The sequence below is a fragment of the Enterobacteriaceae endosymbiont of Donacia fulgens genome, from assembly GCF_012567545.1.
GTDB lineage: Bacteria > Pseudomonadota > Gammaproteobacteria > Enterobacterales > Enterobacteriaceae.
In genome coordinates this window covers 223,624-249,212 of the sequence record NZ_CP046182.1, presented here as the reverse complement: position 1 = coordinate 249,212, position 25,589 = coordinate 223,624, and the positions used below count along the sequence as shown (strand labels likewise).

Below are 25,589 nucleotides of genomic sequence, written 5' to 3'. Positions count from 1 at the left end.
ATAAAAGTATGGAACTACTTATGGATCATAACTCAAAATCACAGCTTAAAGTTCTTGTAACACTTGGAAAAGAAAAAGGTTATTTAACTTATTCTGAAGTTAATGATCATTTACCTGATAATATTATTAATTCTGATCAAATAAAAAATATTATTCAAATAATAAATAATATGGGTATCCAGGTAATGGAAGAAGCTCCTGATAATGATGATTTAATATTAAATAATAATACAAATAATTTAACAGAATCAGAAGATGCAGTACAAGTATTATCTAATGTAGAATCAGAAATGGGTAAAACTACAGATCCAGTACGTATATATATGCGTGAAATGGGTACTGTAGAACTCTTAACAAGAGAAGGAGAAATAAATATAGCTAAACGTATAGAAGAAGGTATTAATCAAGTACAATATTCTATAGCAGGATATCCTGATTCGATTAAATATTTATTAAATAAATATGATAAAGTTAAATCTGGAGATATTCGTTTATCAGATTTAATACATGGTTTTATTAATTATGATATTAAAGAAAAAATTATATCTTCTAATCATCAAGAGTTATCTAATAATATTCAAACAGAAAATAATGAAAATATTATAGATTATAACTTAGCTAAAGAAAAATTTTTAGAACTAGAAAAGCAATATTATATAACATTAATTTTTATTAAAAAAAAAGGTAGAAATCATAATAAATCATTAATTGAATTAAAAAATCTTGCAAAAATTTTTAAAAAATTTCGTTTAGTATCAAAAGAATTTAATTATTTAGTATCTAAAATACGTTCTATAATGTTTAATATACGTATAGAAGAATATAATATATTAGAAATATGTCTTAAAAAATATAATATATCAAAAAAAAAATTTATAAATATATTTTATAATAATGAAACAAATAAAGATTTTTTTTTTAAAAAATTAGAAAATTTTAAATTAAAAAATAAATTTTATTCATATGATAAAAAAAATTTTTTTAATAAAATAAATAAAAGTATTATAAAATTAGTTAATATTGAAAAAAAAACAGGATTAACAATTAAAGAAATTAGAGATATTAATAAAAAAATTTCTATAGGTGAATTAAAAGCACAAAGAGCAAAAAAAGAAATGATTGAAGCTAATTTAAGATTAGTTATTTCTATTGCTAAAAAATATACAAATAGAGGTTTACAATTTCTTGATTTAATTCAAGAAGGTAACATAGGTTTAATGAAAGCAGTAGATAAATTCGAATATAGAAGAGGATATAAATTTTCTACATATGCAACATGGTGGATTAGACAAGCTATAACAAGATCTATTGCTGACCAAGCTAGAACAATAAGAATTCCTGTACATATGATTGAAACTATAAATAAACTTAATAGAGTGTCTAGAAAAATTTTGCAAGAATTAGGTAGAGAACCTACTCCTGAAGAATTGTCTGAATATATGCTTATTCCTGAAGATAAAATTAGAAAAGTATTAAAAATAGCTAAAGAACCAATTTCAATGGAAACACCTATAGGGGATGATGATGAATCACATTTAAGTGATTTTATTGAAGATAACACTTTAGAATTACCATTAGATTCAGCAACTTCAGAAAGTTTGAAAACAGCAACATATAATATTTTATCTAGTTTAACTCCAAGAGAAGCTAAGGTATTAAGAATGAGATTTGGTATTGATATGAATTCCGATCATACTTTAGAAGAAGTTGGTAAACAATTTGATGTAACTAGAGAGAGAATTAGACAAATAGAAGCCAAAGCATTAAGAAAATTACGACATCCTAGTCGATCAGAAATATTAAAAAGTTTTTTAGATAATTAAAAAATAATGAAATAAATTTTGATATAGTTAAGCAACTATAAATTTATAATTACTTAACTATATCAAATTTATATATTTTTGAATATATTTTTTTCTTCTTTACGTAAAGTTAAAATTTTATATCCTATATTAGTAATAAGTATAGTATGCTCATATTGAGCTGAATTAGTTTTATCTTTAGTTTTAACAGTCCAATTATCATTAGTTAAATATACATCATGATGTCCTATATTGATCATAGGTTCAATAGTAAATATCATTCCAGGTTTTAATAAAATACCATAATCATATGATTCATAATGTAAAATTTGTGGATCTTCATGAAAATTTTTTCCTATACCATGTCCACAATAATTTCTTACAACAGAAAAATTTTTTGATTCTACATATTTTTGAATTACTTGACCAATTTTATATAATCTAATTCCTGGTTTTAAAATACTAATTGCTTTATATAAACTTTTTTGAGCAGTTAAACATAATAATTTAGATTTTTTAGAAATTTTATTCCCAACAAAAAACATTTTTGATGTATCACCATAATAATTATTATATAAAACAGTTACATCTATATTAACAATATCACCTTGTTTTAATATATCATTTTTATTTGAAATTCCATGACATACAGTATCATTTATAGAAATACATATAGATTTTGGAAAACCATTATATCCTAAAGTTGCAGGTTTAGCTTTTTGAATTTTTGTAATATAATTATGACATATATTATTAATTTCTTCTGTACTAATACCTGGTAATATATAATTTTCAATCATTTCTAATACTTCTACAGCTAATTGACAAGATTTATGAATTTTTTTTATTTCTTTAGAATTCTTAATTAATATTTTCATTATTTTATTTTATAGATTTATTAATCTTATACATTAAATGTTATATTATAAATATTTAAACTAAATGAAAATATTATTAATAATAATTAATAAAATTATTTTTTGTATAAATATTAATTTTATAATATTATTTTAATAATCTAATAAATAAGGATAAATAGTAATGCCTATATCTATTAATAAAATGTTTAAAGTAGGTGCACATTTTGGTCATCAAACTCGTTATTGGAATCCTAAGATGAAAAAATTTATTTTTAAATATAAAAATAAAATACATATTATTAATTTAGATAAAACTATTCTGATGTTTAATAATGCATTAAAAGAATTAAAAAAAATAAGTTCTCGTAAAGGTAAAATTTTATTTATTGGAACCAAAAAAGCTGCATCTAATCTTATAAAAGAAACAGCAATAAATTGTAATCAATTTTTTGTTAATCATCGTTGGTTAGGAGGTATGTTAACTAACTGGAAAACTGTGAAACAATCTATAAAAAAATTAAAAGAATTAGAATTACAAAAAAAAAATGGAATATTTAAACAATTAATAAAAAAAGAAGTATTAACACGTAATAGAGAATTATTAAATTTGGAAAAAAGTTTAGGTGGTATAAAAAATATGGGAGGATTACCTGATGCAATATTTGTTATTGATGCAAATTATGAAAAAATTGCTATAAAAGAAGCTAAAAAATTAAGTATTCCCATATTTGCAATTGTAGATACTAATTCAAATCCTGAAGGAATTAATTTTGTTATACCTGCTAATGATGATGCTATTCGTGCAATAAAATTATATTTATATTATGTAACTAAAGCTATATCAAATAATAATTTTAATATTAATAATAAAAAAGAATTAAAAATTAATTAGGAGTTAGAATTGAAAATTAACATTAATAAAATTAAAGAATTAAGGAATATAACGAATATTAGTATTATAGAATGTAAAAAAGCATTAATAGAAACAAAAGGAGATATTAATAAAGCAATAGATTATATAAGAAAATATGCAAAAATAGAATCTATCAAAAAATCAAAAAATGAAACAAAAGAAGGAATAATTTTAGATTATGTAATTAAAAATTTTGGAATATTATTAGAAATAAATTGTCAAACAGATTTTGTAGCAAAATCATTACAAATAATAAATTTTGGAAAAAATATTTTAACATATATTTTTAAACATAAACAAACAAATATTTCTGTAATAAGAGAAATTTTTGATCAAGAAAGAATAAAATTAATTGGGATTTTAAAAGAAAATATATATATTAATCGTTTAGGTTATATTCATGGAGAATTTATAGGTAAATATATACATCACAGTAAACGTATAGGGGTAATAATTAGATCTAATATAGATAATGATATATTAATGAAACAAATTTCTATGCATATAGCAATGTTAAAACCTGATTATATTTGTGAAAAAAATATTCCAAAAAATATTATAGATCATGAATATAGTTTACAAAAAAGTATTGCAATGAAAAATAATAAATCAAAAATAATTATAAAAAAAATAATAGAAGGCCGTCTAAAAAAATTTATAAATAATATTACTTTATATAATCAAAAATTTTTATTAGATAATAATAAAACGGTATTTCATTTTTTAAATGAAAATAAAATGAAAATTTTTGAATTTATATGTTTTGAATTAGGTTCAAATATAATTAAAAATTAATTATTTGATTTATTTAATTTAATAAAATATATTTTATATAAAAAATATAATAAGTACTATATGAATATTAAAAAAAAAATAATTTATAATCGTATTATATTAAAAATAAGTGGTGAATTTTTACAAGGTAAAAACTTATCTGGTATAGATAATAAATTATTAGATTATATTATAAAAGAAATAAAAAGTATTTTACCTTTAGGTATTGAAATAGCAATAGTAATAGGAGGAGGAAATTTATTTAGAGGAAAATATTGTAATGGAAATAATAATTTAAAAAGAGTTTTAGGTGACCAAATTGGTATGTTATCAACTATTATTAACGGTTTACTATTATATCAATCTATTAAAAATAAATTAATTAATGTATATTTAATGTCATCTTTACCAATACCAGGAATATGTACAGGATATAATGCTTTTAAAGCAATTGATTTAATTAAAAAAAATATAATTATATTAACAGGAGGAATTGGTAATCCTTTATTTACTACAGATACTACAGCATGTTTAAGAGGTATTGAATTAGAAGCTAATGCTATATTAAAAGCAACAAAAGTTAATGGAGTATATTCAAAAGATCCTATTAATTATTCTAATGCTAAATTTTTTAATAAAATAGATTATGACTATGTAATAAAAAAAAAAATTAAAATTATGGATAATACAGCTTTTATTTTAGCACGTGATTATAATGTTCCTATACATATTTTCAATATTCAAAAACCAGGATCACTTTATAGAATTTTAACTGGAAAAATTGAAGGAACAGTGATTAAAAATAATTAAGTAAAATATATAATTTAAATTAAGGATATTGTATGTATAATAATATTATAAATAATAATAAAAAAAATATGCAAAAATGTCTAGATTTATTTATAAATAAAATTAATAATTTATCACAAAATAGATTATCTCCTTATTTATTAAATAATATTTCTGTAAAATTAAATAATAAATTTATATTAATTCATCATATATCTTCTATAGTTGTAGAAAATTCTTCTACTCTTAAAATAACTCCATTTGATTATACAATCATAAAAAACATAGAAAAAAGTATTGTACTTTCAAATTTAGATGTAACAACAAAAATAATAGATTCTAATATTTATGTTAAAATTCCTATTATGACAGAAAGTAGAAAAATAAAAATTTTTAAAAATATAAAAATAGAAGCAGAATTTAATAAAATTAATATTCGTAATATACGTAGAAAAACAAATAATAAAATTAAACTTTCTTTAAAAAAAAAATATATTGATGAAAATCAAGAACAAAAATTATATAATCTTATTCAAAAACAAACTACATTTTATGTTAACTATATAAAAGAATTTTTAAAAAAAAAAGAAAAAGAATTATTTAATTAATAAGCTAGATTTTAAAAAATAAAATTTTTTTATATTATTATTATAATATAAAATTTTTAATTTTAAGAAAAAATGAAAATAAATAAAATTAGTAAAGAAAAAAATAATATTTTCTCTTATCCTAATCATATTGCAATTATTATGGATGGTAATAGAAGATGGGCTAAAAAAAATAAAAAATTAAATTTTTTAGGTCATAGAGAAGGAGTTAAAACTGTAAAAAAAATAATTGGTTTATGTTTAAAATATAATATAAAAGCATTAACCTTATATGCTTTTAGTAGCGAAAATTGGAAAAGATCTAGTGATGAAGTAACATTTTTAATGAATTTATTTAAAGAAATATTAGATGTTGAAACAAAAAATTTAAAAAAAAAAAAAATACGTTTAAAAATTATTGGTAATAAAAATAAATTCAATTTTAATTTACAAAAATCAATTATTAAAGCAGAAAATTTAACAAAAAATAATAATAAATTATTATTAAATATAGCGGCTAATTATGGTGGTCGTTGGGATATTGTAAATAGTGTAAAAAAAATTGCTGTAAACATTAATAAAGGATTATTAAATCCTGAAAATATTAATGAAAATATTATAAATAACTATATTTGCTTAAATGATATTTTTCCAGTAGATTTAGTAATAAGAACAGGTGGAGAATATCGTATAAGTAATTTTTTAATTTGGCAGATTGCATATTCAGAATTATATTTTACTAAAAAATTATGGCCTGATTTTAATAAAAAAGATTTTAAAAAAGCATTAAGTTCCTTTATCAAAAGAAATCGTCGTTTTGGTGGAGATTAATAAAATTAAAATTTTATTAAAAATGAATTTTATAGATAAATTTTAATTTATATTTTATTAATATAAATTAATAAATCCTGATTTTAGGAGTTCAAATTTTGTTTAATATTTTATATGACATAATTATATTTATAATAACTATAAGTAGTTTAGTTATAATACATGAATATGGACATTTTTATATAGCACGTTTATTTAATATTTATATAGAATGTTTTTCTATAGGTTTTGGTAAAAAAATTTTTCAATATCGTGATAAGTATGGAACTAATTATGTATTAAGATTAATCCCATTAGGTGGGTATGTTAAAATGCCTGATATTATTACGGATAATAATATAAAATATATAAAAAAATTTAAATTATTATTTTTTAAAAAAATATTTTTTTTTAAGCAGGTATTAATTGTTTTAGGAGGTCCAATTGCAAATATTATTTTTGCAATAATAGTTTATTGGATAATTTTTTTTATAGGATTACCTATAAAAAAAAATATTATCAATGAAATTAATTATAATTCAATTGCTAATGTAATTGGATTAAAATCTAATTTAGAAATTAAAAAAATTAATGGAATAAATATTAATAGTTGGCATTTTCTAAACTTAAAATTTAATCAATTTATTAATTTAAATCATAAAATAAATTTAGAGATTAATAAAAAAAAATATCATTTTATTAAAAATAAAAAATTTAATATTGATCATAATTTTATAAAATTTTCAAAAGAAAAAAACTTAATATTAATGTTAGGTATTATACCTAAAGGATTAAAGATTAATCCTATTATTACATATATAATACCTGGATCTCCAGCAGATAAATCAAAGTTACATATTGGTGATAAAATTCTAAGTATAGAAGGAAAAGAATTTATTAATTGGTATAATTTTCAAAAATTAATATATAATAATCCACATAAATTTATTCATATAAAAATAAAAAGAAAACAAAAAAATATGAATTTTATTATTTTAACTTCTTTTAGAAAATCTAAAAAAATTGGTTTTTTAGGTTTTTTACCCCAGTTAATAAAAATTAAAGATACTTCAAAAATTATATATAAATTAAATTTAATTAAATCATTAAAAAAAGCTATTAGTGAAACTTTAAAATCAATTAAATTGATTATTCATTCTTTTATTCATTTATTAAATAATAAAAAAAATATTTATAAATTAAATGGTCCTATTTCAATAGGTCATATTGCAAGTATACTAGTTCGTAATAATTTTATTTATTATTTTTTGTTTTTATCTTTAATAAATATTAATTTAAGTATAATTAATTTATTTCCTATACCAATTTTAGATGGTGGACAATTATTATTTTTAATTTATGAAAAAATTATTGGTAAAAAAATACCATATAAAATTAAACAATTAATCTATACTATTAGTATAGTTATTTTAACTATAATCATGGGGTTTACATTTATAAATGATTTCAAACAGTTTTAATAAAAAAAAATATTTTACAAAAAAATTTAAATATTATAAATACATTTTAATTTTTTTATTATTTTTTAATATGAATAATATTTGTTATTCAGCTGTTTTAAAAAAAAAATATTGTATTAATAATATAATATATTTTGGTCTTAATAAAATTAAATTAAAAGATCTTGGAATATCTTCATATATAAATACAAAAAAATGTATTTCTTTTAAAGAAATATCTAATATTATGCATACATTATTTATAACTAATATGGTAAATAATATTAATATTTTTAAAAATAAAAATTTTTTTTTTATAAAAGTTATAGAAAAACCAACTATTAATAATATTATTATTAAAGGAGGTAAAATATTTAATAATGATATTATTAATTATTTATTAAATAAATTACAAATAAAAAAAGGTAAAGTATTGAATAATAATTCAATATTTTTTTTAAGAAAAAATATAGAATTATTTTTTTTAAAATCTTCAATGTTTTCTTCATTTGTAAAAATAAAAATTATAAAAAATAAAAATAATAAAGTAAATATTTTAATAACTTTAAAAGAAGATAATTTTACAAAAATTCATCAAATTAATATTATAGGTAATAATCATTATACAACTAATTTTTTATTAAATTATTTAAAAATAAATAATAATTTTTTATTTATTTTTTCAAAAAAAAATAAATATGAAATTAGTTATATTATTAAAATCTTAGATAATTTAAAAAAATTTTATATAAATAATGGATATGTAAAATTTAAAATAGAAAATATTATTCAAAATTTATCATTTAATAAAAAAAAAATTTATTTAATAATAAAAATAAAAGAAAATAAAAGGTTTTTTTTTAATAAAATATTATTAGATATTGATAAAAAGAAATATTATAAATATATTAAAAATATAATTAATATTTTACCAGGTAAAATTTATCAAAATAAAAAAATTATGGATTTAAAATATAAAATAAAAAAATTTTTAGAAAAAAATGGATTTTTAGATTCACAAATTAAAATAAAAACAATTTTAGATGAAAAAAATAATAAAATAAACATAATTTTTAAAATTAACACTAATCATCAATATTATGTCAGAAAAATTAATTTTTTAGGAAATAATTTTACTAAAGATTCTATTTTAAGAAATGAACTTTTACAAATAGAAGGAAAACCAATTAATCTTGAATTAGTCAAAAAAACTAAAGAAAAATTATATTCTTTAGGATACTTTAATAAAGTAGAAATATTTTTTCATAAAAATTATGATTTAAATAATACATTAGATATAATCTATCAAATAGATGAGAAAAATGAAGGATTTTTAAGATCAGGATTAGGAATGATTCAAGGAGGTTTATTAGGATTTAATACTATTTTACAACAAAATAATTTTATAGGTACTGGATATGATATAGATATTAATTTTAGTAAAGATTTTTATCATTCTTATTTACAGTTATTTATTATGAAAAATCATATTTTTTTTAAAAAAATTAATGCTGGTATAAAAATATTTTTAAATACAATTAATGAAGATGATAACTTTTTTTATAATTATATTAATAAAAATAAAGGTTTTTTTGGAATTTTAAAATTTCCTATTAATAATAATTATATTATAACTAATAGTATTGGATTTGTACAAAATAAAATTAGTAATATTGAACCACAATTATATTTATGGAATTATCTTAGATATATAGGATATAAAATATATAATAAATTATATGATAATTATTTATTAGATGAATTTATAGTTAATTATTCTTTTTTATATAGTAATTTAAAAAATTTAGATCTGATACCAGAAAATGGTATATTAAGTTCTTTAAAAACATATTTTTCAATTCCTTGGTATAGTAAAAATCGTAATTATAAAATTAATTTTAATTATTCAAGATATATTCCTTTAAATTTACAAATATTTAAAAGTTATTTTAAAAATAATCCTTTAGTAATTTTATTTAAAAGTAATCTTGGTTATGGAAATGGTTTTTTAGGTGGTAAATATCCTTTTTATAAAAATTTTTATTTAGGAGGTGCTAATACAATAAGAGGTTTTCAAACAAATAGTATTGGTCCTAAAGCTGTATATTATTCTTCAAAAAAATATCATTGTAATGATGGAAAAACTATTTGTTTATCTAATAATTCAATTGGAGGTAATTTTTTATTTAATTTAAATAATGAATTAATTATCCCTATTTCATTTTTGAATAATCAATATATAGAACAAATAAGATCTTCTTTTTTTTTAGATATTGGTAATTTAATAGATACTTCATGGAAAAATAATTATTTGTTTAAATTATATAAAATTCCAAATTTTAATATTTTTTCACAAATAAGATCTTCAATTGGTTTATCTTTTCAATTTCATACTCCTTTTGGAGATATAAATATATCTTTTGCATATCCATTTAAAAAATATAAAACAGATAAGACTCAATTTTTTCAATTTAATTTTTTAAAAAAATGGTAATTTAATTTTATTTAAAATAAATAGGAGTATATGATTATATGAAATATTTTTTAAAAATAATGTTATTAATGATAATTTTAATTATCCCTTTTGATAATGCTTATTGTTGTCCTAAAATAGTAATAATTAATATTGCAAAAATTTTTTATACAATACCTCAAAAAAATACTATGTCTAAAAAATTAGAACAAGAATTACGTTCTGATTTTTTAGTAATTGAAAAAATGAAAAAATTATTTTTATCTAAAATAAAAAAATTAGAAAGTTCAAAATTATCAAAAAAAGATAAAGAAAGAATAAAAAAAGAAATTATATATGAAAAAAAAATTTTATTAAAAAAAATAAAATTTTTTACAAAAAAAAATACTCAAAAACAAGAAAAAGCACGTAATAAAATATTAATTTTTATATATAATTTAATTAATATTATTGCAAAAAAAGGAAATTATAATCTTGTATTAGATACTTCTGCAGTAGCTTATATGAAAAATGTTAAAGATATTACAAATGATGTAATTGATTTAGCAAATCAACAAAATAATGTTTTTTCTTTTTAATGAAAAAAATTTAAATAGATTAATTACAAAAAAATTATATAATAAATTTATATTTATTAAAATAATTAAAATAATATGTCAGATATTCATGAAATATTATCTATTTTACCACATAGATATCCATTTATTTTAGTAGATCGTATTATAGCATTTAAAAAATTTACATTTTTAAATGCTATAAAAAATATTTCTATAAATGAACCTTATTTTCAAGGTCATTTTCCCCATAATCCAATTTATCCTGGAGTATTATTATTAGAATCTATGATACAAACTACAGGACTTTTATTATATAAAAGTACAAATAACGAAAAATTAAAAAAAAAATTATTTTATTATCTTACTGGTATTGATAAAGTACGTTTTAAAAAACCAGCTTTTCCTGGAGATCAAATAATAATAGAAAGTAATTTAGAAAAACAAAAAAATTCATTAATATATTTTAATAGTGTAGCAAAAATTAATAATAAAATTATTTGTCAATCAAAAATAATGTGTATGAAAATTTTAAAATAAAAAAATATGAATTATCCAAAATTTATTCACTTACATGTACATAGTGATTATTCTATTAAAGATGGGCTAGCTAAAATTAAACAAATATTAAAAAAAAGTGTATTATTAAATATGCCAGCAATAGCTATTACTGATTTTAATAATATTTTTGGTTTAATAAAATTTTATAAAATAGCTCATCAATTAGGATTAAAAGCTATTATTGGTGTAGATTTAAAAATTAAAAATTTTGAAAATATTAATTCAAATAAATATTCAATATTAACTATATTAGCAATGAATAATATTGGATTACAAAATATTAAATTATTAATTTTCCATGCTTATAAAGATGGGTATAATAATAACTTAGGTCCTGTTATTAATTATAATTTACTTAAAAAGTATAATAAAGGATTAATTATTTTATCTGGGAGTTTACAGGGAGAGATAGGAATAAACATTATAAAAGAAAATTTTTTTTTAATAAATAAAATAATTAATTTCTTTAAAAAATATTTTTACAATTGTTTTTATTTTGAAATAACTAGAACTAATTTTGATAATGAAGAAATTTATATTAATTCAATATTAAAATTATCTCGTTATTTTTCTATTCCTATAGTTGCAACTAATAATGTACGTTTTTTAAATAAAGAAGATTTTTATCATCATGAAATTAGAGTTGCAATCAATAAAGGATATAATTTAAATAAAATTAATAAAAAATATCTTTATAGTAAAGAACAATTTTTAAAAAATACAGAAGAAATGTGTTTTTTATTTCAAGATATTCCTGAATCGCTATCTAATAGCGTAGAAATATCTAAAAGATGTAATGTTTTTTTATCATTTGGTAAATATTTTTTACCAAATTTTTATATAAAAAAAAACATAACTCCAGAAAAATATATTATTAAAAAATCTTATATAAGTTTAGAAAAAAAACTAAAAATTTTATATCCTGAATCAAATTTATTTAAAATAAAAAAAAATATATATATAAAAAGATTAAATCATGAATTAAATATTATAAATAAAATGGGTTTTCCTTCTTATTTTCTTATAGTTATGGAATTTGTTCGATGGGCAAAAAAAAATAATATCCCAGTAGGACCTGCAAGAGGATCTGGAGCTGGTTCATTAGTAGCTTATGTTTTAGATATTACTAATTTAGATCCTATAAAATTTGATTTAATTTTTGAAAGATTTTTAAATACAGAAAGAATATCATTACCAGATTTTGATATTGATTTTTGTATGGAAAAACGTGATTTAGTAATTAATCATGTAAAAGAAATATATGGTAAGGAATTAGTATTGCAAATTATAACATTCGGGACTATGACTGCAAAATCCGTTATAAGAGATGTAGGTAGAGTTTTAGGATATCCATATGATTTTATTAATCGTATTTCAAAATTAATACCTTTTGATTTAGGCATTGATTTAAAAAAAGCATTTATGAATAATAAAAAATTATCTGATTTATATAAATCAGATAATAATATCAAAGAATTAGTACTGACTTCTATAAAATTAGAAGGAACAATAAGAAATATAGGAAAACATGCTGGTGGAGTTGTAATATGTCCTGATAATATTATAAAATATACAACTATATATTGTGATTATAATGGAGAGAATATAGTTACTCAATTTGATAAAAATGATATAGAAGAAATTGGTTTAGTAAAATTTGATTTTTTAGGATTAAGAACTTTAACTGTAATTAATCATGCTATAAATATGATTAACAAAAAATTAATTAAAAACAACAAAGAATTAATTAATATTAATAATATTATATTAGATGATAAAAAAATTTTTAATTTTTTAAAATTAGCTAAAACTACGGGTATATTTCAATTAGAATCAAAAGGTATTAAAAAATTAATTAAACAATTGAAACCAGATAATTTTGAAGATTTAATTGCATTATTAGCTTTGTTTAGACCAGGTCCATTACAATCAGGTATGGTTGAAAATTTTATTAACCGAAAACATGGTAGAGAAATCATTTCATATCCTGATAAAAATTGGCAACATAAAAAATTAAAACCAATATTACAATCTACTTATGGAGTTATTTTATATCAAGAACAAGTAATGAAAATAGCCCAAGTATTAGCAGGATATAGTTTAGGAGAAGCAGATATTTTAAGAAGAGTAATAAGTAAAAAACAACATAAAGAAATGGAAAAACAAAGAAAACGTTTTTTATATGGTTCAAAAAAATTAAAAATTAATATAACTTTATCTATGAAAATTTTTGATTTTTTGGCGAAATTTGCTTCATATGGTTTTAATAAATCTCATTCTGCTGGATATGCTTTAATATCTTATCAAACTTTATGGTTAAAATTATATTATCCTTCTGAATTTATGGCTGCTGTTTTAACATCAGAAATGGATAATATAAATAAAATTATTTATTTAATTAATGAATGTAAAAATTTAAAAATTAATATTTTACCACCTAATATTAATAAAAGTTTATATAAATTTCATGTAGATAAAAATGGTAATATAATATACGGATTAGGAGCTATTAAAGGTATTGGTCAGCAACAAGCTTTTAATATTTTAAAAGCTAGAAAAAAACATGGTTATTTTAAATCTATATTTGATTTTTTTACTAAAATAAATTTTAAAAAAATAAATAAAAGGATTATAGAAGTATTAATATTATCTGGTTCATTAGATGATTTTAATTTTAATAGAGGATTATTAATAAATAATTTAGAAAAAATTACAAAAATTATTAATAAATATTTAGAAGAAAAAAAAACAGGTCAAATAGATTTATTTAATAAAAAAAATCAAATATTATTACAAGATAATAAATATATTGATAATAATATAAATTTATTCTGGACTAAAAAAGATATTCTTATAAAAGAAAAAAATATTTTAGGTTGTTATTTAACAGGACATCCATTAAAAAAATATTTAAAAGAAATTTTATTTTATACAAAAGAAAATAATATAAAAAATATTATTATTAATTTTAAAAAAACTAGTAAATTACCTAAAAGAATAACAATAGGAGGAATTATTAGTAATTTACGTACTTTTTATAATAAAAAAAAACAAAAATTTATTTTTTTTGATTTAGATGATAGTTCTGATATTCTTGAAGTACATTTATCATTAGATATTTTAAATAATAAAAATGATATTATTATGATAAATAATATTGTTATTATAAACGGGATTTTATATTTTAATAATTTATTAAAATTATTTATCTGTGATGTTAATAGTATTTTAAAAATAACAACTATACGAGAAAAATATTTAAATAGTATAAAAATTATTTTTACAAATAAGAAAATTTTGAAAAATATGTTTTTTTTTAAAAATTTAAAAAAAATTTTATTTTTTCAAAAAAAAAATATAAAAAATATACCAATATACTTTTTTTATAAAAATTCCAATATTAAAAATAAAATTTTTTATAAAAAATCTTATTTTATTTCTATAGAAGAAAATAATTTTGATAAATTTATTAATTTATTAGATAATAATGTTAAATTAGAATTTAACTAAAATTTTATTATTTTAATTTTAAAATAAAAATGTTAAAATATGTTGATAGAAAAAAAAATACAAGAAATTTTATATAAATATAAAAAAATATTAATAGCATATAGTGGGGGTATAGATTCTACAGTATTACTGTATAATTTATTTAAATTAAGAGATAAATATCCCTTATTATTAAGGGCTATTCATATTAACCATAATTTAAATTATAAATCAAATTTTTGGATGGAAAAATGTTTTCTACAATGTAAAAAATGGAATATATCTTTTATTTATAAAAATATAAATATTAAATGTAAAAATAGTATAGAACAATCTGCTCGTAAAAAAAGATATCAAATTTTTAAAAATATTATTTATAAAAATGAAATTTTAGTAACTGCTCATCATTTAGATGATCAATGCGAAAATTTTTTTTTATTCTTAAAAAGAGGAAGTGGACCAAAAGGGTTATCAGGAATATCTAGAATTAAAATTTTTGATAATCTAATTTTATTTCGTCCTTTACTGAAAATAAGTAAAAAACAAATAATTAATTATGCTATACAAAAAAAATTAAAATGGATAGAAGATCCCAGTAATAAAAATACAAAATATGATCGTAATTTTTTACGTAATATTATTTTACCTAAAATAACTAATAGATGGCCATTTTTTAAAAATTCAGTTATTAGATCTATAAAAAATTATAAAGAACAAGAGGAATTATTAACAGAATTAATAAATCCGATATTAATCAAATTAATACAAAAAGATAATAGTTTATTTATTAAACCATTATATAATTTTAATATAATAAAAAGAAATTTTATTATTAGAAAATGGATAGAATATAACAAATATTGTTATTTACCTTCTAGAAAAATATTACTTATGATATGGAATGAAATTGTTTGTTGTAAAAATAATAATAATTCCCAAATTAAAATTGGTACATATATTATTCGTAAATATAAAAATTATTTATATTGTATAAAATATTTTCCTAATTTACAAAATAATATTTTATTATGGAATAATGTTAAAGTTCCTCTTATTTTACCTAATAAACTAGGAAAATTGATAGTACTAAATACTAATTTAAATTATAAAAAAGAATCAATATATATTAGAAAACCAAAAAATAATGAAATTATATATGTAAAATTTAATATTTCAGAAAAATATTTTTTTAAAAATAAAAATAATATAAATTCTATATGGGAAAAACTATCCATTCCTAAATGGAAAAGAGAACAAATCCCATTATTATTTTATAATAATATATTAATTGCAGAACTAGAAAATAAATTAATTACTAAAGAAGGTACTGCAACTCTTTTTAAAAAAGATAATTTTTTTATTTTTTGGAATAAAATATATTAAAACATTTATTTAACTTAATTTTATTAAAAATACAATCAACAATTAAATCAACAGAAATAATATTTTTTAATCCTGTTTTTCTATATTTATATTCGATATTCTTATTAAGAATATTATGATTATTAATAATTATTATATGTGGTACTCCAATAAGATCTATATCTGTAAACATTACTCCAGGATTTAAATTTCTATTATCAAGTATTACATCTATTCCTAATAATTTAAATCTTTCATAAAGTAAAAAAGAATATTTTTCAACTATAGAATATTTATTCATGTTAATTGGAATAATTGCTACTAAAAAAGGAGCTAATAATGAATTTGGCCAATAAATCCCTTGAGAATCATAATTTTGTTCTATTATAGCTGCAATTAATCTTGATATTCCAATTCCATAACATCCCATATATATTGGTTTTTTAATTTTATTTTTATCATAAATATATGCATTCATTGTTTTAGAATATTTTGTTCCAATTTGGAAAATATGTGCTATTTCAATAGTATTTTTAATTTTTACTAAATTTTTATTATTTAAAATTAAACTATTTTTAGTTACATCATGAATATCTTTAATATTATTAGGTATAGGTAAATCTATTTTCCAATTTACATTAATTAAATATGTATCTCTAATATTAGATCCTATAATAAAATTATACATATTAATTATAGAATAATCTCCAATAATAGGAATTTTTAAATTAAAAGGACCTATTGAATTTATATTTATTTTAAAAAAATTTTCTATTTCTACTTCTGATAAAATTTTAATTATTTTATTATTAATTTTTTGAATTTTATGTAAATTTAATCTATAATCAGCTCTAATTAATAAAGCAATAAAAGGATTTTTTTTATCTGATGTTTGTATAATATTTGTTTTAATAATATTTTTTATTGATGTATTACAAATTTTAGCTAAATGTTTATACGATAAACAATTTTTTAAATTTAATATTTTTTTTTTAAGAATTTTTTTTTTATTTATATTATTTTTTTTATAAATAAAATATTCTCCTAATTCTTTATTTAAAATTAATTTTTTATTTTTAGATAAATAAATCGAGTTTTCCCCATTATGAGAAAAAATATGAAATTCATGAGAAATATCACCTCCAATAACATTATTATTTGCTTTTATCATTAAAAAATTTATTTTAATAATATTAAATATTTTTTTATAAGTTTTTAATACAATATTATAAGTTTCTTTTAAAGATAAATCATCTATATGAAAAGAATAACTATCTTTCATTAAAAATTCTTTAGAACGTATAACTCCTAAACGTGATCTAATTTCATCTCTAAATTTTGTTTGGATTTGATATAAATGAATAGGTAAATATTTATATGATTTAATTTCATTTTTTATTAAATAAGTTATAACTTCTTCATGTGTAGGTCCTAAAATAAAACTATGTCTTTTACGATCTAAAATTTTTAATAATTCATCACCATAATCATTTATACGTCCACTTTGTTTCCATATATTACTTGGATGTAATATAGGTAATAATAATTCTATTGCTCCTATATCTTTCATAAAATAATGTATTATTTTTTTAAAATTATTAATTACTCTTAATCCAGTAGGTAACCAAGTATATATCCCTGAGGATAATTTTCTAATCATTCCTGCTTTAATCATTAAGGAATAACTATTCATATTATTATTATGTATTTTATTTTTAGATGTAAAAAATAAATATTTACTTGTTAACATTTAAACTCCTTTTAAAATTAAATATTTTAAAAAAATTTATATAAAATATTTTTATTTATAAAATAAAAAATTTAACCAATTTAAAAATAATAAATTACCATGACTTCTCCAATTAATTTTTGGTATTAATTTTTGATTATTTAAAGGATAATAATGATATGGTAAATTAATATTTAATCCATTTTTTAAATCATTTAAATATTCTTGATTTATTGTTAATGCATCATATTCCGGATGACCAGTAATAAATATATATTTATTATCATTACTTGAAAAAATATATACACCAGCTTTTTTTGAATAAGAAATAATTTTAAAATCAGTATAATATTTTATAAAATTTAAAGAAAAATCAGAATATCTAGAATGAGGAACAAAAAAATAATCATCAAATCCTTGAACTAAAAAATTTTTTTTTAATAAAATTTTATGTTTAAATATACCTAAAATTTTTGATTGATTAATTTTTTTTGGTATATTATATAATATATTTAGTATTGCCTGTACAGACCAACATATAGAAAAAATAGAATTAACATGTTCTTTTGCCCAATGTATAATTTTTACAAATTCTTTCCAATATCTTATATCTGTAAAATTAATTAATCCTAAAGGAGCTCCTGTAATAATTAAACCATCATAATATTTATTATAAATTTGATCTAAATTTAAGTAATATTTATTAATATGATTTATTGATAAATTATTAGATGATTTATTATCTCTTACAGATAATAATGATAAATCTATAAATAAAGAAGAATTAGATAATAATCTAATTATTTGATTTTCTGTTTCAATTTTTTTAAACATTAAATTTAAAAAAAGTATTTTTAATGAATTTGAATATTTTTGATATTTTTTAGATTTTATTAATAAAAATATATTTTCTTTTTTTAAAAAATTAATAGCAGGTAATTTTTTTGGAACTATTACTGGCATATATCTTTATTCCTTATTTAAATATTGAATAAATAAATATTTTTATACTAATAAATTAATAGTAATTATATATTTTAAGAATCATAAAATATTTAAATAAAAAATGATATACTTATTTATTTAATAATAAGATAATTTATTTTTTTTATGAAAAGTTATATCGTATACTCCTTTAATATTTGGAAAATTATATATTATTTCTTTTTCAATCCAATTTTTAAATGTATGATTACTCATTGAACATCCTTGACATCCACCATGAAATTCTAATAATAAAATATTATTAATTGTTATATTTTTTAATGTAATAAATCCTCCATGATTTAATAATTTAGGATTAATAATATTTTTTAAAAAATTATCAATATCTTTTTTAAGATTTTGTATGTTTTTATTATTTTTTATTTTTTTATTATTTAAAACTATAAATTCTAATTTTGTAGATAATTTTTTTTTTATAAAATCTATTTTTATATCTTCTAAAAATTTATTACTATTATAGTCTATAAATATATTTAATTTTTTAAAATTTAATTTAATATCATTATTTTTAATTTTTTGTATATCACAAAAAGAAACATTTCCTTTAAATATATTATTTTTAATTAAAACTGAAATTCTAATACATATATTTTTATTTTTTTTTGATAATAATTTTAAAAAATATTCTTGAGCTGATTTTGTTATTTGTAACATAATTAATAAAATAAATTATTTAAAATATTTATTTTAAATAATATATGTTTTTTAAAAAAAAACAATATTTTTTATAAAAAATTTTTTATTAAAATAAATATTTTAAATATTAATTTTTTATTATAAAATAAAAAAAATGTTATTTAATTATTTAATTTATAATATTATAATAAATATAAATGAGAAATAATATATGCGTTCTCCAATGCTTAATATTGCTATACGTATAATACGAAATATTGGAAATTTTATTATAAAAAATTATGAGATACAAAATATCGATATATTTAATAATAATTATGATAGTAATGTATTTATAAAAAAAATTAATAAAAATTTAATTAATATAATTACAAAAATATTTTATAATATATATTCAAAAAATATTATTATTTTAAATAAAGAAAATTTTTTTATTATTAAGTATAAAAAAACTATATGGATTATTAATCCTTTAGATGGAATTATGAATTTTTTAAAAAAAATACCTCATTTTTCAATATCGATAGCTATTTGTATAAAAGAAAAAACAGAAATTGCTTTAATATATGATCCATTAAAAAATGATTTATTTACTGCAATAAGAGGTAAAAATGCTCAATTAAATGGATATAAATTACGTTGTGATATATACAAAAAAAATAATTTTTTGTTATTTGCTTTAAATACTAATTATTTTTTTTTTAAAAAAAAAAATATTAATTTAATTAATTTATTTGAAAATAATTTAATTTCAATCAGAATTAGTGGTTCTATATCTTTAGATTTAGCTTATTTAGCCGCAAATAAAATTAATTGTTATATTAATAATAATGTAAAAAATTTTAATTATTTACTTGCTGGAGAATTAATAATAAAAGAATCAGGAGGATTAATAACAGATTTTATAGGGAATTATAATTATAAAAATTCTTCAAATATATTAGCTGGTAATTCTAATATTATAAAATTAGTAATTTCTAATATTTAAAATATTAAATAAATTATTATTAATAATATTAAAATACTTAACATAAGAAAATTTCTCTATTTAATAATAATTAAATATCTTGGAAATACAATAATAATGATTATAAAAAAAATAAAAAAAAAAATAATATCTAAATTACAACCTATATTTTTAAAAATTAATGATAATAGTCAGTATCATAATCATATAAAAAATAATAATAATGATATTAAAAATTTAATAACACATTTAGAAATTATTATTGTAAGTAATTTTTTTATTAAAAAATCATTAATTACTCGTCATAGATTAATTTATCATATTATAGGAAAAAAAATAAATAGTATTCATTCAGTATCATTAAATACTTATACAGTATCTGAATGGGAAAAAATTCAGAATATATAAAATTTTTATTTTATAATTATAAAAAATTTACAACATTTTTATTAAAGGATAATAATGTCATATAAAAAAAATAATAAAATTATTCAAAAAAATCAAACTAATACAATCCCAATTGTAATTGAAAATACTTCTAGAGGTGAAAGATCATATGACATTTATTCTAGACTTTTAAAAGAACGTATTATCTTTTTAACAGGACCTATTGAAGATAATATGGCAAATTTAATAGTTGCTCAGATTTTATTTTTAGATTCAGAAAATTCACATAAAGATATATTTATATATATAAATAGTCCAGGAGGTATAATTACATCAGGAATGTCTATTTATGACACTATGCAATTTGTAAATTCTGATATCAGTACACTTTGTATTGGTCAAGCATGTTCAATGGCTGCTTTTTTATTAGCTGCTGGTAATAAAAAAAAAAGATTTTGTTTACCTAATTCCAGAATAATGATACATCAACCTATAGGTAGTTATCAAGGACAAGTAACGGATATAGAAATTCATACTCAAGAAATTTTAAGAATTAAAAATTCTATAAATAAGCTTATGTCATTACATACAGGAAAATCTATTTCAATTATTGAAAAAGATACAAATAGGGATAGATTTTTATCAGCTCAAGAAGCGATAGAATATGGTTTAGTAGATAATATTATTACTAGTAAAAAATAATATTTATATTTTTTAAATTTTTTAAAATATAATTATAAAATTTATTGTTTTTTTTATTAAAATGAGGTTTTTAATGACAGATAATAAGGAGAATTTAAATATAAAATTTTATTGTTCATTTTGTAAAAGAAATCAAAATGAAGTAAAAAAAATAATTTCAAGAGACCAATCTGTTTTTATTTGTGATGAATGTGTTAAATTATATTATAATATTTTAGAAAAAGAAAATATAAATAAAAATAATATTTTTTTTCAAAATAAAGATTTAAAATTTATAACTCCGCATAAAATTTTTAATTATTTAAATAATTATATTATTAGTCAATCACAGGCTAAAAAAATACTTGCAGTATCTGTATACAATCATTATAAAAAATTAAATAATTATAATAAAAAAGATAATATAATTGAAAAAAGTAATATTCTTTTATTAGGTCCAACAGGAAGTGGAAAAACATTATTAGCTGAAACACTTGCACGTTTTCTTAACGTCCCTTTTGTAATTACAGATGCAACTACTTTAACAGAAGCAGGATATGTTGGAGAAGATGTAGAAAATATTATACAAAAATTATTACAAAATGCTAACTATGATATAAAAAGAACAGAATATGGTATAATATATATTGATGAGATTGATAAAATTGCACGTAAATCAGAAAATATATCTATTACTAGAGATGTTTCTGGAGAAGGGGTTCAACAAGCTTTATTAAAATTAATTGAAGGTACTATTGCTTCTGTACCTCCAAAAGGAGGACGTAAACATCCCCAACAAGATTTTATACAAATAAATACTAAAAATATTTTATTTATTTGTGCTGGTTCTTTTTATGGATTAGAAGACATTGTTTCTAACAGAATTAATATATCTACTAATATAGGATTTCATTCAAAAATAAAAAAAAATATTAATAAAGTTACAAATAAATATAAACTTTTAAAAAAAATGCTTCCGGAAGATTTAATTAAATTTGGATTAATACCAGAATTTATAGGAAGATTACCTATTAGAGTTGCATTAAATGAACTTAATGAAAAAAAATTAGTACAAATCTTATTAAAACCTAAAAATGCTCTTATTAAACAATATAAAACTTTATTTAAATATGAAAATATTAAATTAGAATTTGATAATAGTGCAATTGAAGCAATTGCTAAAAAATCTATTTTATTAAATACTGGAGCTAGAGGATTAAGATCTATTTTAGAAAAAGCATTGTTAAACATAATGTATGATATGCCTTCAATAAAAAATATATATAAAATTAAAATTAATAGTAAAGTTATTAATAATTTAGCTGAACCTATTATTAAATATAAAAAAAATTAATTATTTTATATATATAAATATAATTTTAACATATTTTAATAAAGGGAGAAATTTATGAATTCTGAGAATTCAGAAAATATTGTAATTCCTGTTTTACCATTACGTGATGTAGTTGTATATCCTCATATGGTAATTCCTTTATTTATTGGAAGAGATAAATCTATTCGTTGTTTAGAAGCTGCTATGAATAATGATAAAAAAGTGATGTTAGTAGCACAAAAAGATGCATCTAATGATAATCCTAGTTTAAATGATTTATTTAGTGTTGGAACAATTACTTCTATTTTACAAATGTTAAAATTACCTGATGGTACTGTTAAAATTTTAGTAGAAGGATTACAAAGAGCAAAATTAACTATTGTATTTGATAATAATAATTATTTTACAGCACAAATAGAATATTTATCTTCTCCAATTCTTAAAACTAAAGAACAAGAAATTTTAATAAGAACATCTATTAATCAATTTGAAAGATATACAAAATTAAATAAAAAAATCCCTCCAGAAGTATTAAATTCATTAAATAATATTAATGAAGCTGCTAAATTAGCAGATACTATAGCAGCTCATCTTCCTTTAAAATTAGCTAATAAACAATTAATATTAGAAATGTTTAATATTAATGAAAGATTAGAATATTTAATGGCTATTATGGAATCTGAAATTGATTTATTACAAATAGAAAAAAAGATCCGTAATAGAGTTAAAAAACAAATGGAAAAAAGTCAAAAAGAATACTATTTAAATGAACAAATGAAAGCTATTCAAAAAGAATTAGGTGAAATTGATGAACATCCTAATGAAAATGAAATTTTAAAAAAAAAAATAAAATTAGCAAAAATGCCTAAAGAAGCAAAAGAAAAAACATATTCTGAATTAAGAAAATTAAAAATGATGTCTCCTATGTCTGCAGAAGCAACAGTAGTTAGAGGATATATAGAATGGATGATCCAGATTCCATGGAATATAAAAAGTAGATTAAAAAAAGAATTATGTAAAGCAAAAAAAATTTTAGATCAAGATCATTTTGGTTTAGAATCTGTTAAAGAACATATTTTAGAATATTTAGCTGTTCAGAATAGATCTAATAAAATTAGAGGCCCTATTTTATGTTTAGTAGGTCCTCCAGGTGTAGGAAAAACTTCTTTGGGAAAATCAATTGCAAGAGCTACAGGACGTAAATTTATTAAAATTGCATTAGGAGGTATAAAAGATGAAGGGGAAATTAGAGGTCATCGTAGAACATATATTGGTTCTATGCCTGGTAAAATTATTCAAAAAATGGTAAAAGTAGGTGTAAAAAATCCATTATTATTATTAGATGAAATTGATAAAATATCATATGATATGAGAGGAGATCCTGCAGCAGCTTTATTAGAAGTTTTAGATCCAGAACAAAATATTGCTTTTAATGATCATTATCTTGAAATAGATTATGATTTATCTAATGTTATGTTTGTAGCAACTTCAAATTCTTCTATACATATACCGTTACCTCTTTTAGATAGAATGGAAGTTATTAAAATTACAGGTTATACAGAAGATGAAAAATTAAATATAGCAAAAAAATATTTATTACCAAAACAATTTAATCGTAATGCTTTAAAAGAAAAAGAATTAATTATCAATGATAATGCTATTATAGATATAATCAGATATTATACTAGAGAATCAGGAGTTAGAGGATTAGAAAGAGGATTATCTAAATTATGTCGAAAAACTGTTAAAGCGATTTTAATAGAAAAAAATATTAAATCTATTGAAATAAATTGTTCAAATTTAAAAAAATATTTAGGTGTAAAAAAATTTGATTATGGTAAAGCAGAAAATCAAAATTTAGTAGGTCAAGTTACTGGATTAGCATGGACAGAAGTTGGAGGAGAATTATTAACTATTGAAGCTGTATGTATACCTGGTAAAGGAAAATTAACATATACAGGATCTCTTGGTGAAGTTATGCAAGAATCAATACAAACAGCTTTAACTGTAGTAAAAGCAAGAACAAAAAAATTAAATATTAATATTGAATTATATAAAAATATAGATATTCATATACATGTTCCTGAAGGAGCTACACCTAAAGATGGACCTAGTGCAGGTATATCTATGTGTACAGTTCTTGTTTCTAGTTTAACTAATAATCCTGTTAAAGCTAATATAGCTATGACTGGGGAAATTACTTTGAGAGGTCAAGTATTAGCTATTGGAGGATTAAAAGAAAAATTATTAGCTGCTCATAGAGGAGGTATTAATATGGTTTTAATACCAGAACAAAATAAAAAAAATTTAGAAGATATACCAAAAAATATTATTACAGATTTAAAAATTTTAACAGTAAAAAATATTGAAGAAGTATTACTATTAGCTTTACAAAATAAACCATATTAATATTTAAA

At 18.0% G+C, this 25,589-nt stretch carries 21 protein-coding genes; 17 read left to right on the top strand and 4 right to left on the bottom strand.

The features are described 5' to 3' along the window. Positions 1-8: 8 nt before the first annotated feature. Positions 9-1,823, top strand: coding sequence for an RNA polymerase sigma factor RpoD (rpoD, locus tag GJU05_RS01145; protein ID WP_425482329.1), 1,815 nt, complete (start codon positions 9-11; stop codon positions 1,821-1,823). Between the two features lie 68 nt (positions 1,824-1,891). On the opposite strand, the gene map is transcribed toward rpoD, so the two are convergent. Continuing rightward, positions 1,892-2,680 (bottom strand): type I methionyl aminopeptidase, encoded by a 789-nt coding sequence (map, locus tag GJU05_RS01140; RefSeq protein WP_208753719.1) that lies wholly within the window; start codon positions 2,678-2,680, stop codon positions 1,892-1,894. 163 nt (positions 2,681-2,843) lie between these two features. Between map and rpsB the strand changes: the two genes are divergently transcribed. From rpsB to tilS, 11 genes are all read left to right on the top strand, one after another. Beyond that, entirely contained in the window at positions 2,844-3,554 is a 711-nt protein-coding gene (gene rpsB, locus GJU05_RS01135; RefSeq protein ID WP_208753718.1) for a 30S ribosomal protein S2, read from the top strand. A gap of 9 nt (positions 3,555-3,563) precedes the next feature. After that, a complete protein-coding gene (tsf, locus tag GJU05_RS01130) occupies positions 3,564-4,370 on the top strand; it encodes a translation elongation factor Ts (protein ID WP_208753717.1) in 807 nt (268 codons plus the stop codon). 60 nt (positions 4,371-4,430) lie between these two features. After that, on the top strand, positions 4,431-5,159 hold the full coding sequence (pyrH, locus tag GJU05_RS01125) for a UMP kinase (RefSeq protein ID WP_208753716.1): 729 nt from the start codon (positions 4,431-4,433) through the stop codon (positions 5,157-5,159). Between the two features lie 32 nt (positions 5,160-5,191). Next, positions 5,192-5,746: a ribosome recycling factor gene (locus GJU05_RS01120; RefSeq protein ID WP_208753715.1), complete on the top strand. Its 555-nt coding sequence runs from the start codon at positions 5,192-5,194 to the stop codon at positions 5,744-5,746. A 72-nt stretch (positions 5,747-5,818) separates the two neighbouring features. Further along, the gene (uppS, locus tag GJU05_RS01115) at positions 5,819-6,556 is read left to right on the top strand and encodes a polyprenyl diphosphate synthase (protein WP_208753714.1); all 738 of its coding nucleotides are present in this window, start codon (positions 5,819-5,821) and stop codon (positions 6,554-6,556) included. A gap of 98 nt (positions 6,557-6,654) precedes the next feature. Next, positions 6,655-8,016 (top strand): RIP metalloprotease RseP, encoded by a 1,362-nt coding sequence (rseP, locus tag GJU05_RS01110; RefSeq protein WP_208753713.1) that lies wholly within the window; start codon positions 6,655-6,657, stop codon positions 8,014-8,016. After that, entirely contained in the window at positions 7,997-10,489 is a 2,493-nt protein-coding gene (bamA, locus tag GJU05_RS01105; protein ID WP_208753712.1) for an outer membrane protein assembly factor BamA, read from the top strand. Before rseP ends, bamA begins: the two co-directional genes overlap by 20 nt. Positions 10,490-10,527: 38 nt before the next feature. Beyond that, on the top strand, positions 10,528-11,046 hold the full coding sequence (locus GJU05_RS01100) for an OmpH family outer membrane protein (RefSeq protein ID WP_208753711.1): 519 nt from the start codon (positions 10,528-10,530) through the stop codon (positions 11,044-11,046). Between the two features lie 75 nt (positions 11,047-11,121). Further along, complete coding sequence (fabZ, locus tag GJU05_RS01095; protein ID WP_208753710.1) at positions 11,122-11,562, top strand: 3-hydroxyacyl-ACP dehydratase FabZ; 441 nt, start codon at positions 11,122-11,124, stop codon at positions 11,560-11,562. Between the two features lie 6 nt (positions 11,563-11,568). Continuing rightward, positions 11,569-15,093 carry a DNA polymerase III subunit alpha gene (gene dnaE / locus GJU05_RS01090; protein WP_208753709.1) on the top strand — a complete coding sequence of 1,175 codons (3,525 nt, stop codon included), beginning with the start codon at positions 11,569-11,571 and terminating at the stop codon, positions 15,091-15,093. A 39-nt stretch (positions 15,094-15,132) separates the two neighbouring features. Further along, a complete protein-coding gene (gene tilS, locus GJU05_RS01085) occupies positions 15,133-16,455 on the top strand; it encodes a tRNA lysidine(34) synthetase TilS (RefSeq protein ID WP_208753708.1) in 1,323 nt (440 codons plus the stop codon). Here tilS and GJU05_RS01080 read toward each other — a convergent pair. The 3 genes from GJU05_RS01080 to GJU05_RS01070 all read right to left on the bottom strand — a co-directional run bounded on the left by GJU05_RS01080 (position 16,430) and on the right by GJU05_RS01070 (position 19,822). Beyond that, a complete protein-coding gene (locus GJU05_RS01080) occupies positions 16,430-18,184 on the bottom strand; it encodes a proline--tRNA ligase (protein WP_208753707.1) in 1,755 nt (584 codons plus the stop codon). The genes tilS and GJU05_RS01080 overlap by 26 nt on opposite strands. A gap of 51 nt (positions 18,185-18,235) precedes the next feature. After that, positions 18,236-19,126: a homoserine O-succinyltransferase gene (locus tag GJU05_RS01075; protein ID WP_208753706.1), complete on the bottom strand. Its 891-nt coding sequence runs from the start codon at positions 19,124-19,126 to the stop codon at positions 18,236-18,238. 120 nt (positions 19,127-19,246) lie between these two features. Continuing rightward, the gene (locus tag GJU05_RS01070) at positions 19,247-19,822 is read right to left on the bottom strand and encodes a NifU family protein (RefSeq protein WP_208753705.1); all 576 of its coding nucleotides are present in this window, start codon (positions 19,820-19,822) and stop codon (positions 19,247-19,249) included. 193 nt (positions 19,823-20,015) lie between these two features. Between GJU05_RS01070 and GJU05_RS01065 the strand changes: the two genes are divergently transcribed. From GJU05_RS01065 to lon, 5 genes are all read left to right on the top strand, one after another. Continuing rightward, on the top strand, positions 20,016-20,792 hold the full coding sequence (locus tag GJU05_RS01065; RefSeq protein WP_208753704.1) for an inositol monophosphatase family protein: 777 nt from the start codon (positions 20,016-20,018) through the stop codon (positions 20,790-20,792). 96 nt (positions 20,793-20,888) lie between these two features. After that, on the top strand, positions 20,889-21,179 hold the full coding sequence (locus tag GJU05_RS01060; RefSeq protein WP_208753703.1) for a BolA family protein: 291 nt from the start codon (positions 20,889-20,891) through the stop codon (positions 21,177-21,179). Positions 21,180-21,233: 54 nt separating this feature from the next. Further along, entirely contained in the window at positions 21,234-21,860 is a 627-nt protein-coding gene (gene clpP / locus GJU05_RS01055) for an ATP-dependent Clp endopeptidase proteolytic subunit ClpP (protein WP_208753702.1), read from the top strand. 73 nt (positions 21,861-21,933) lie between these two features. Next, positions 21,934-23,193, top strand: a complete 1,260-nt coding sequence (gene clpX, locus GJU05_RS01050) for an ATP-dependent Clp protease ATP-binding subunit ClpX (protein WP_208753701.1) — start codon at positions 21,934-21,936, stop codon at positions 23,191-23,193. A 54-nt stretch (positions 23,194-23,247) separates the two neighbouring features. Next, positions 23,248-25,581, top strand: a complete 2,334-nt coding sequence (gene lon / locus GJU05_RS01045) for an endopeptidase La (RefSeq protein WP_208753700.1) — start codon at positions 23,248-23,250, stop codon at positions 25,579-25,581. Positions 25,582-25,589 lie beyond the last annotated feature (8 nt).

What these genes read in the sequence shown, in the direction of transcription:
- rpoD (WP_425482329.1), top strand. Translation starts at nt 9, where the DNA reads ATGGAACTACTTATGGATCATAACTCAAAATCACAGCTTAAAGTTCTT.
- map (WP_208753719.1), bottom strand. Translation starts at nt 2,680, where the DNA reads ATGAAAATATTAATTAAGAATTCTAAAGAAATAAAAAAAATTCATAAA.
- rpsB (WP_208753718.1), top strand. Translation starts at nt 2,844, where the DNA reads ATGCCTATATCTATTAATAAAATGTTTAAAGTAGGTGCACATTTTGGT.
- pyrH (WP_208753716.1), top strand. Translation starts at nt 4,431, where the DNA reads ATGAATATTAAAAAAAAAATAATTTATAATCGTATTATATTAAAAATA.
- GJU05_RS01120 (WP_208753715.1), top strand. Translation starts at nt 5,192, where the DNA reads ATGTATAATAATATTATAAATAATAATAAAAAAAATATGCAAAAATGT.
- uppS (WP_208753714.1), top strand. Translation starts at nt 5,819, where the DNA reads ATGAAAATAAATAAAATTAGTAAAGAAAAAAATAATATTTTCTCTTAT.
- bamA (WP_208753712.1), top strand. Translation starts at nt 7,997, where the DNA reads ATGATTTCAAACAGTTTTAATAAAAAAAAATATTTTACAAAAAAATTT.
- GJU05_RS01100 (WP_208753711.1), top strand. Translation starts at nt 10,528, where the DNA reads ATGAAATATTTTTTAAAAATAATGTTATTAATGATAATTTTAATTATC.
- fabZ (WP_208753710.1), top strand. Translation starts at nt 11,122, where the DNA reads ATGTCAGATATTCATGAAATATTATCTATTTTACCACATAGATATCCA.
- dnaE (WP_208753709.1), top strand. Translation starts at nt 11,569, where the DNA reads ATGAATTATCCAAAATTTATTCACTTACATGTACATAGTGATTATTCT.
- tilS (WP_208753708.1), top strand. Translation starts at nt 15,133, where the DNA reads ATGTTGATAGAAAAAAAAATACAAGAAATTTTATATAAATATAAAAAA.
- GJU05_RS01080 (WP_208753707.1), bottom strand. Translation starts at nt 18,184, where the DNA reads ATGTTAACAAGTAAATATTTATTTTTTACATCTAAAAATAAAATACAT.
- GJU05_RS01075 (WP_208753706.1), bottom strand. Translation starts at nt 19,126, where the DNA reads ATGCCAGTAATAGTTCCAAAAAAATTACCTGCTATTAATTTTTTAAAA.
- GJU05_RS01070 (WP_208753705.1), bottom strand. Translation starts at nt 19,822, where the DNA reads ATGTTACAAATAACAAAATCAGCTCAAGAATATTTTTTAAAATTATTA.
- GJU05_RS01065 (WP_208753704.1), top strand. Translation starts at nt 20,016, where the DNA reads ATGCGTTCTCCAATGCTTAATATTGCTATACGTATAATACGAAATATT.
- GJU05_RS01060 (WP_208753703.1), top strand. Translation starts at nt 20,889, where the DNA reads ATGATTATAAAAAAAATAAAAAAAAAAATAATATCTAAATTACAACCT.
- clpP (WP_208753702.1), top strand. Translation starts at nt 21,234, where the DNA reads ATGTCATATAAAAAAAATAATAAAATTATTCAAAAAAATCAAACTAAT.
- clpX (WP_208753701.1), top strand. Translation starts at nt 21,934, where the DNA reads ATGACAGATAATAAGGAGAATTTAAATATAAAATTTTATTGTTCATTT.
- lon (WP_208753700.1), top strand. Translation starts at nt 23,248, where the DNA reads ATGAATTCTGAGAATTCAGAAAATATTGTAATTCCTGTTTTACCATTA.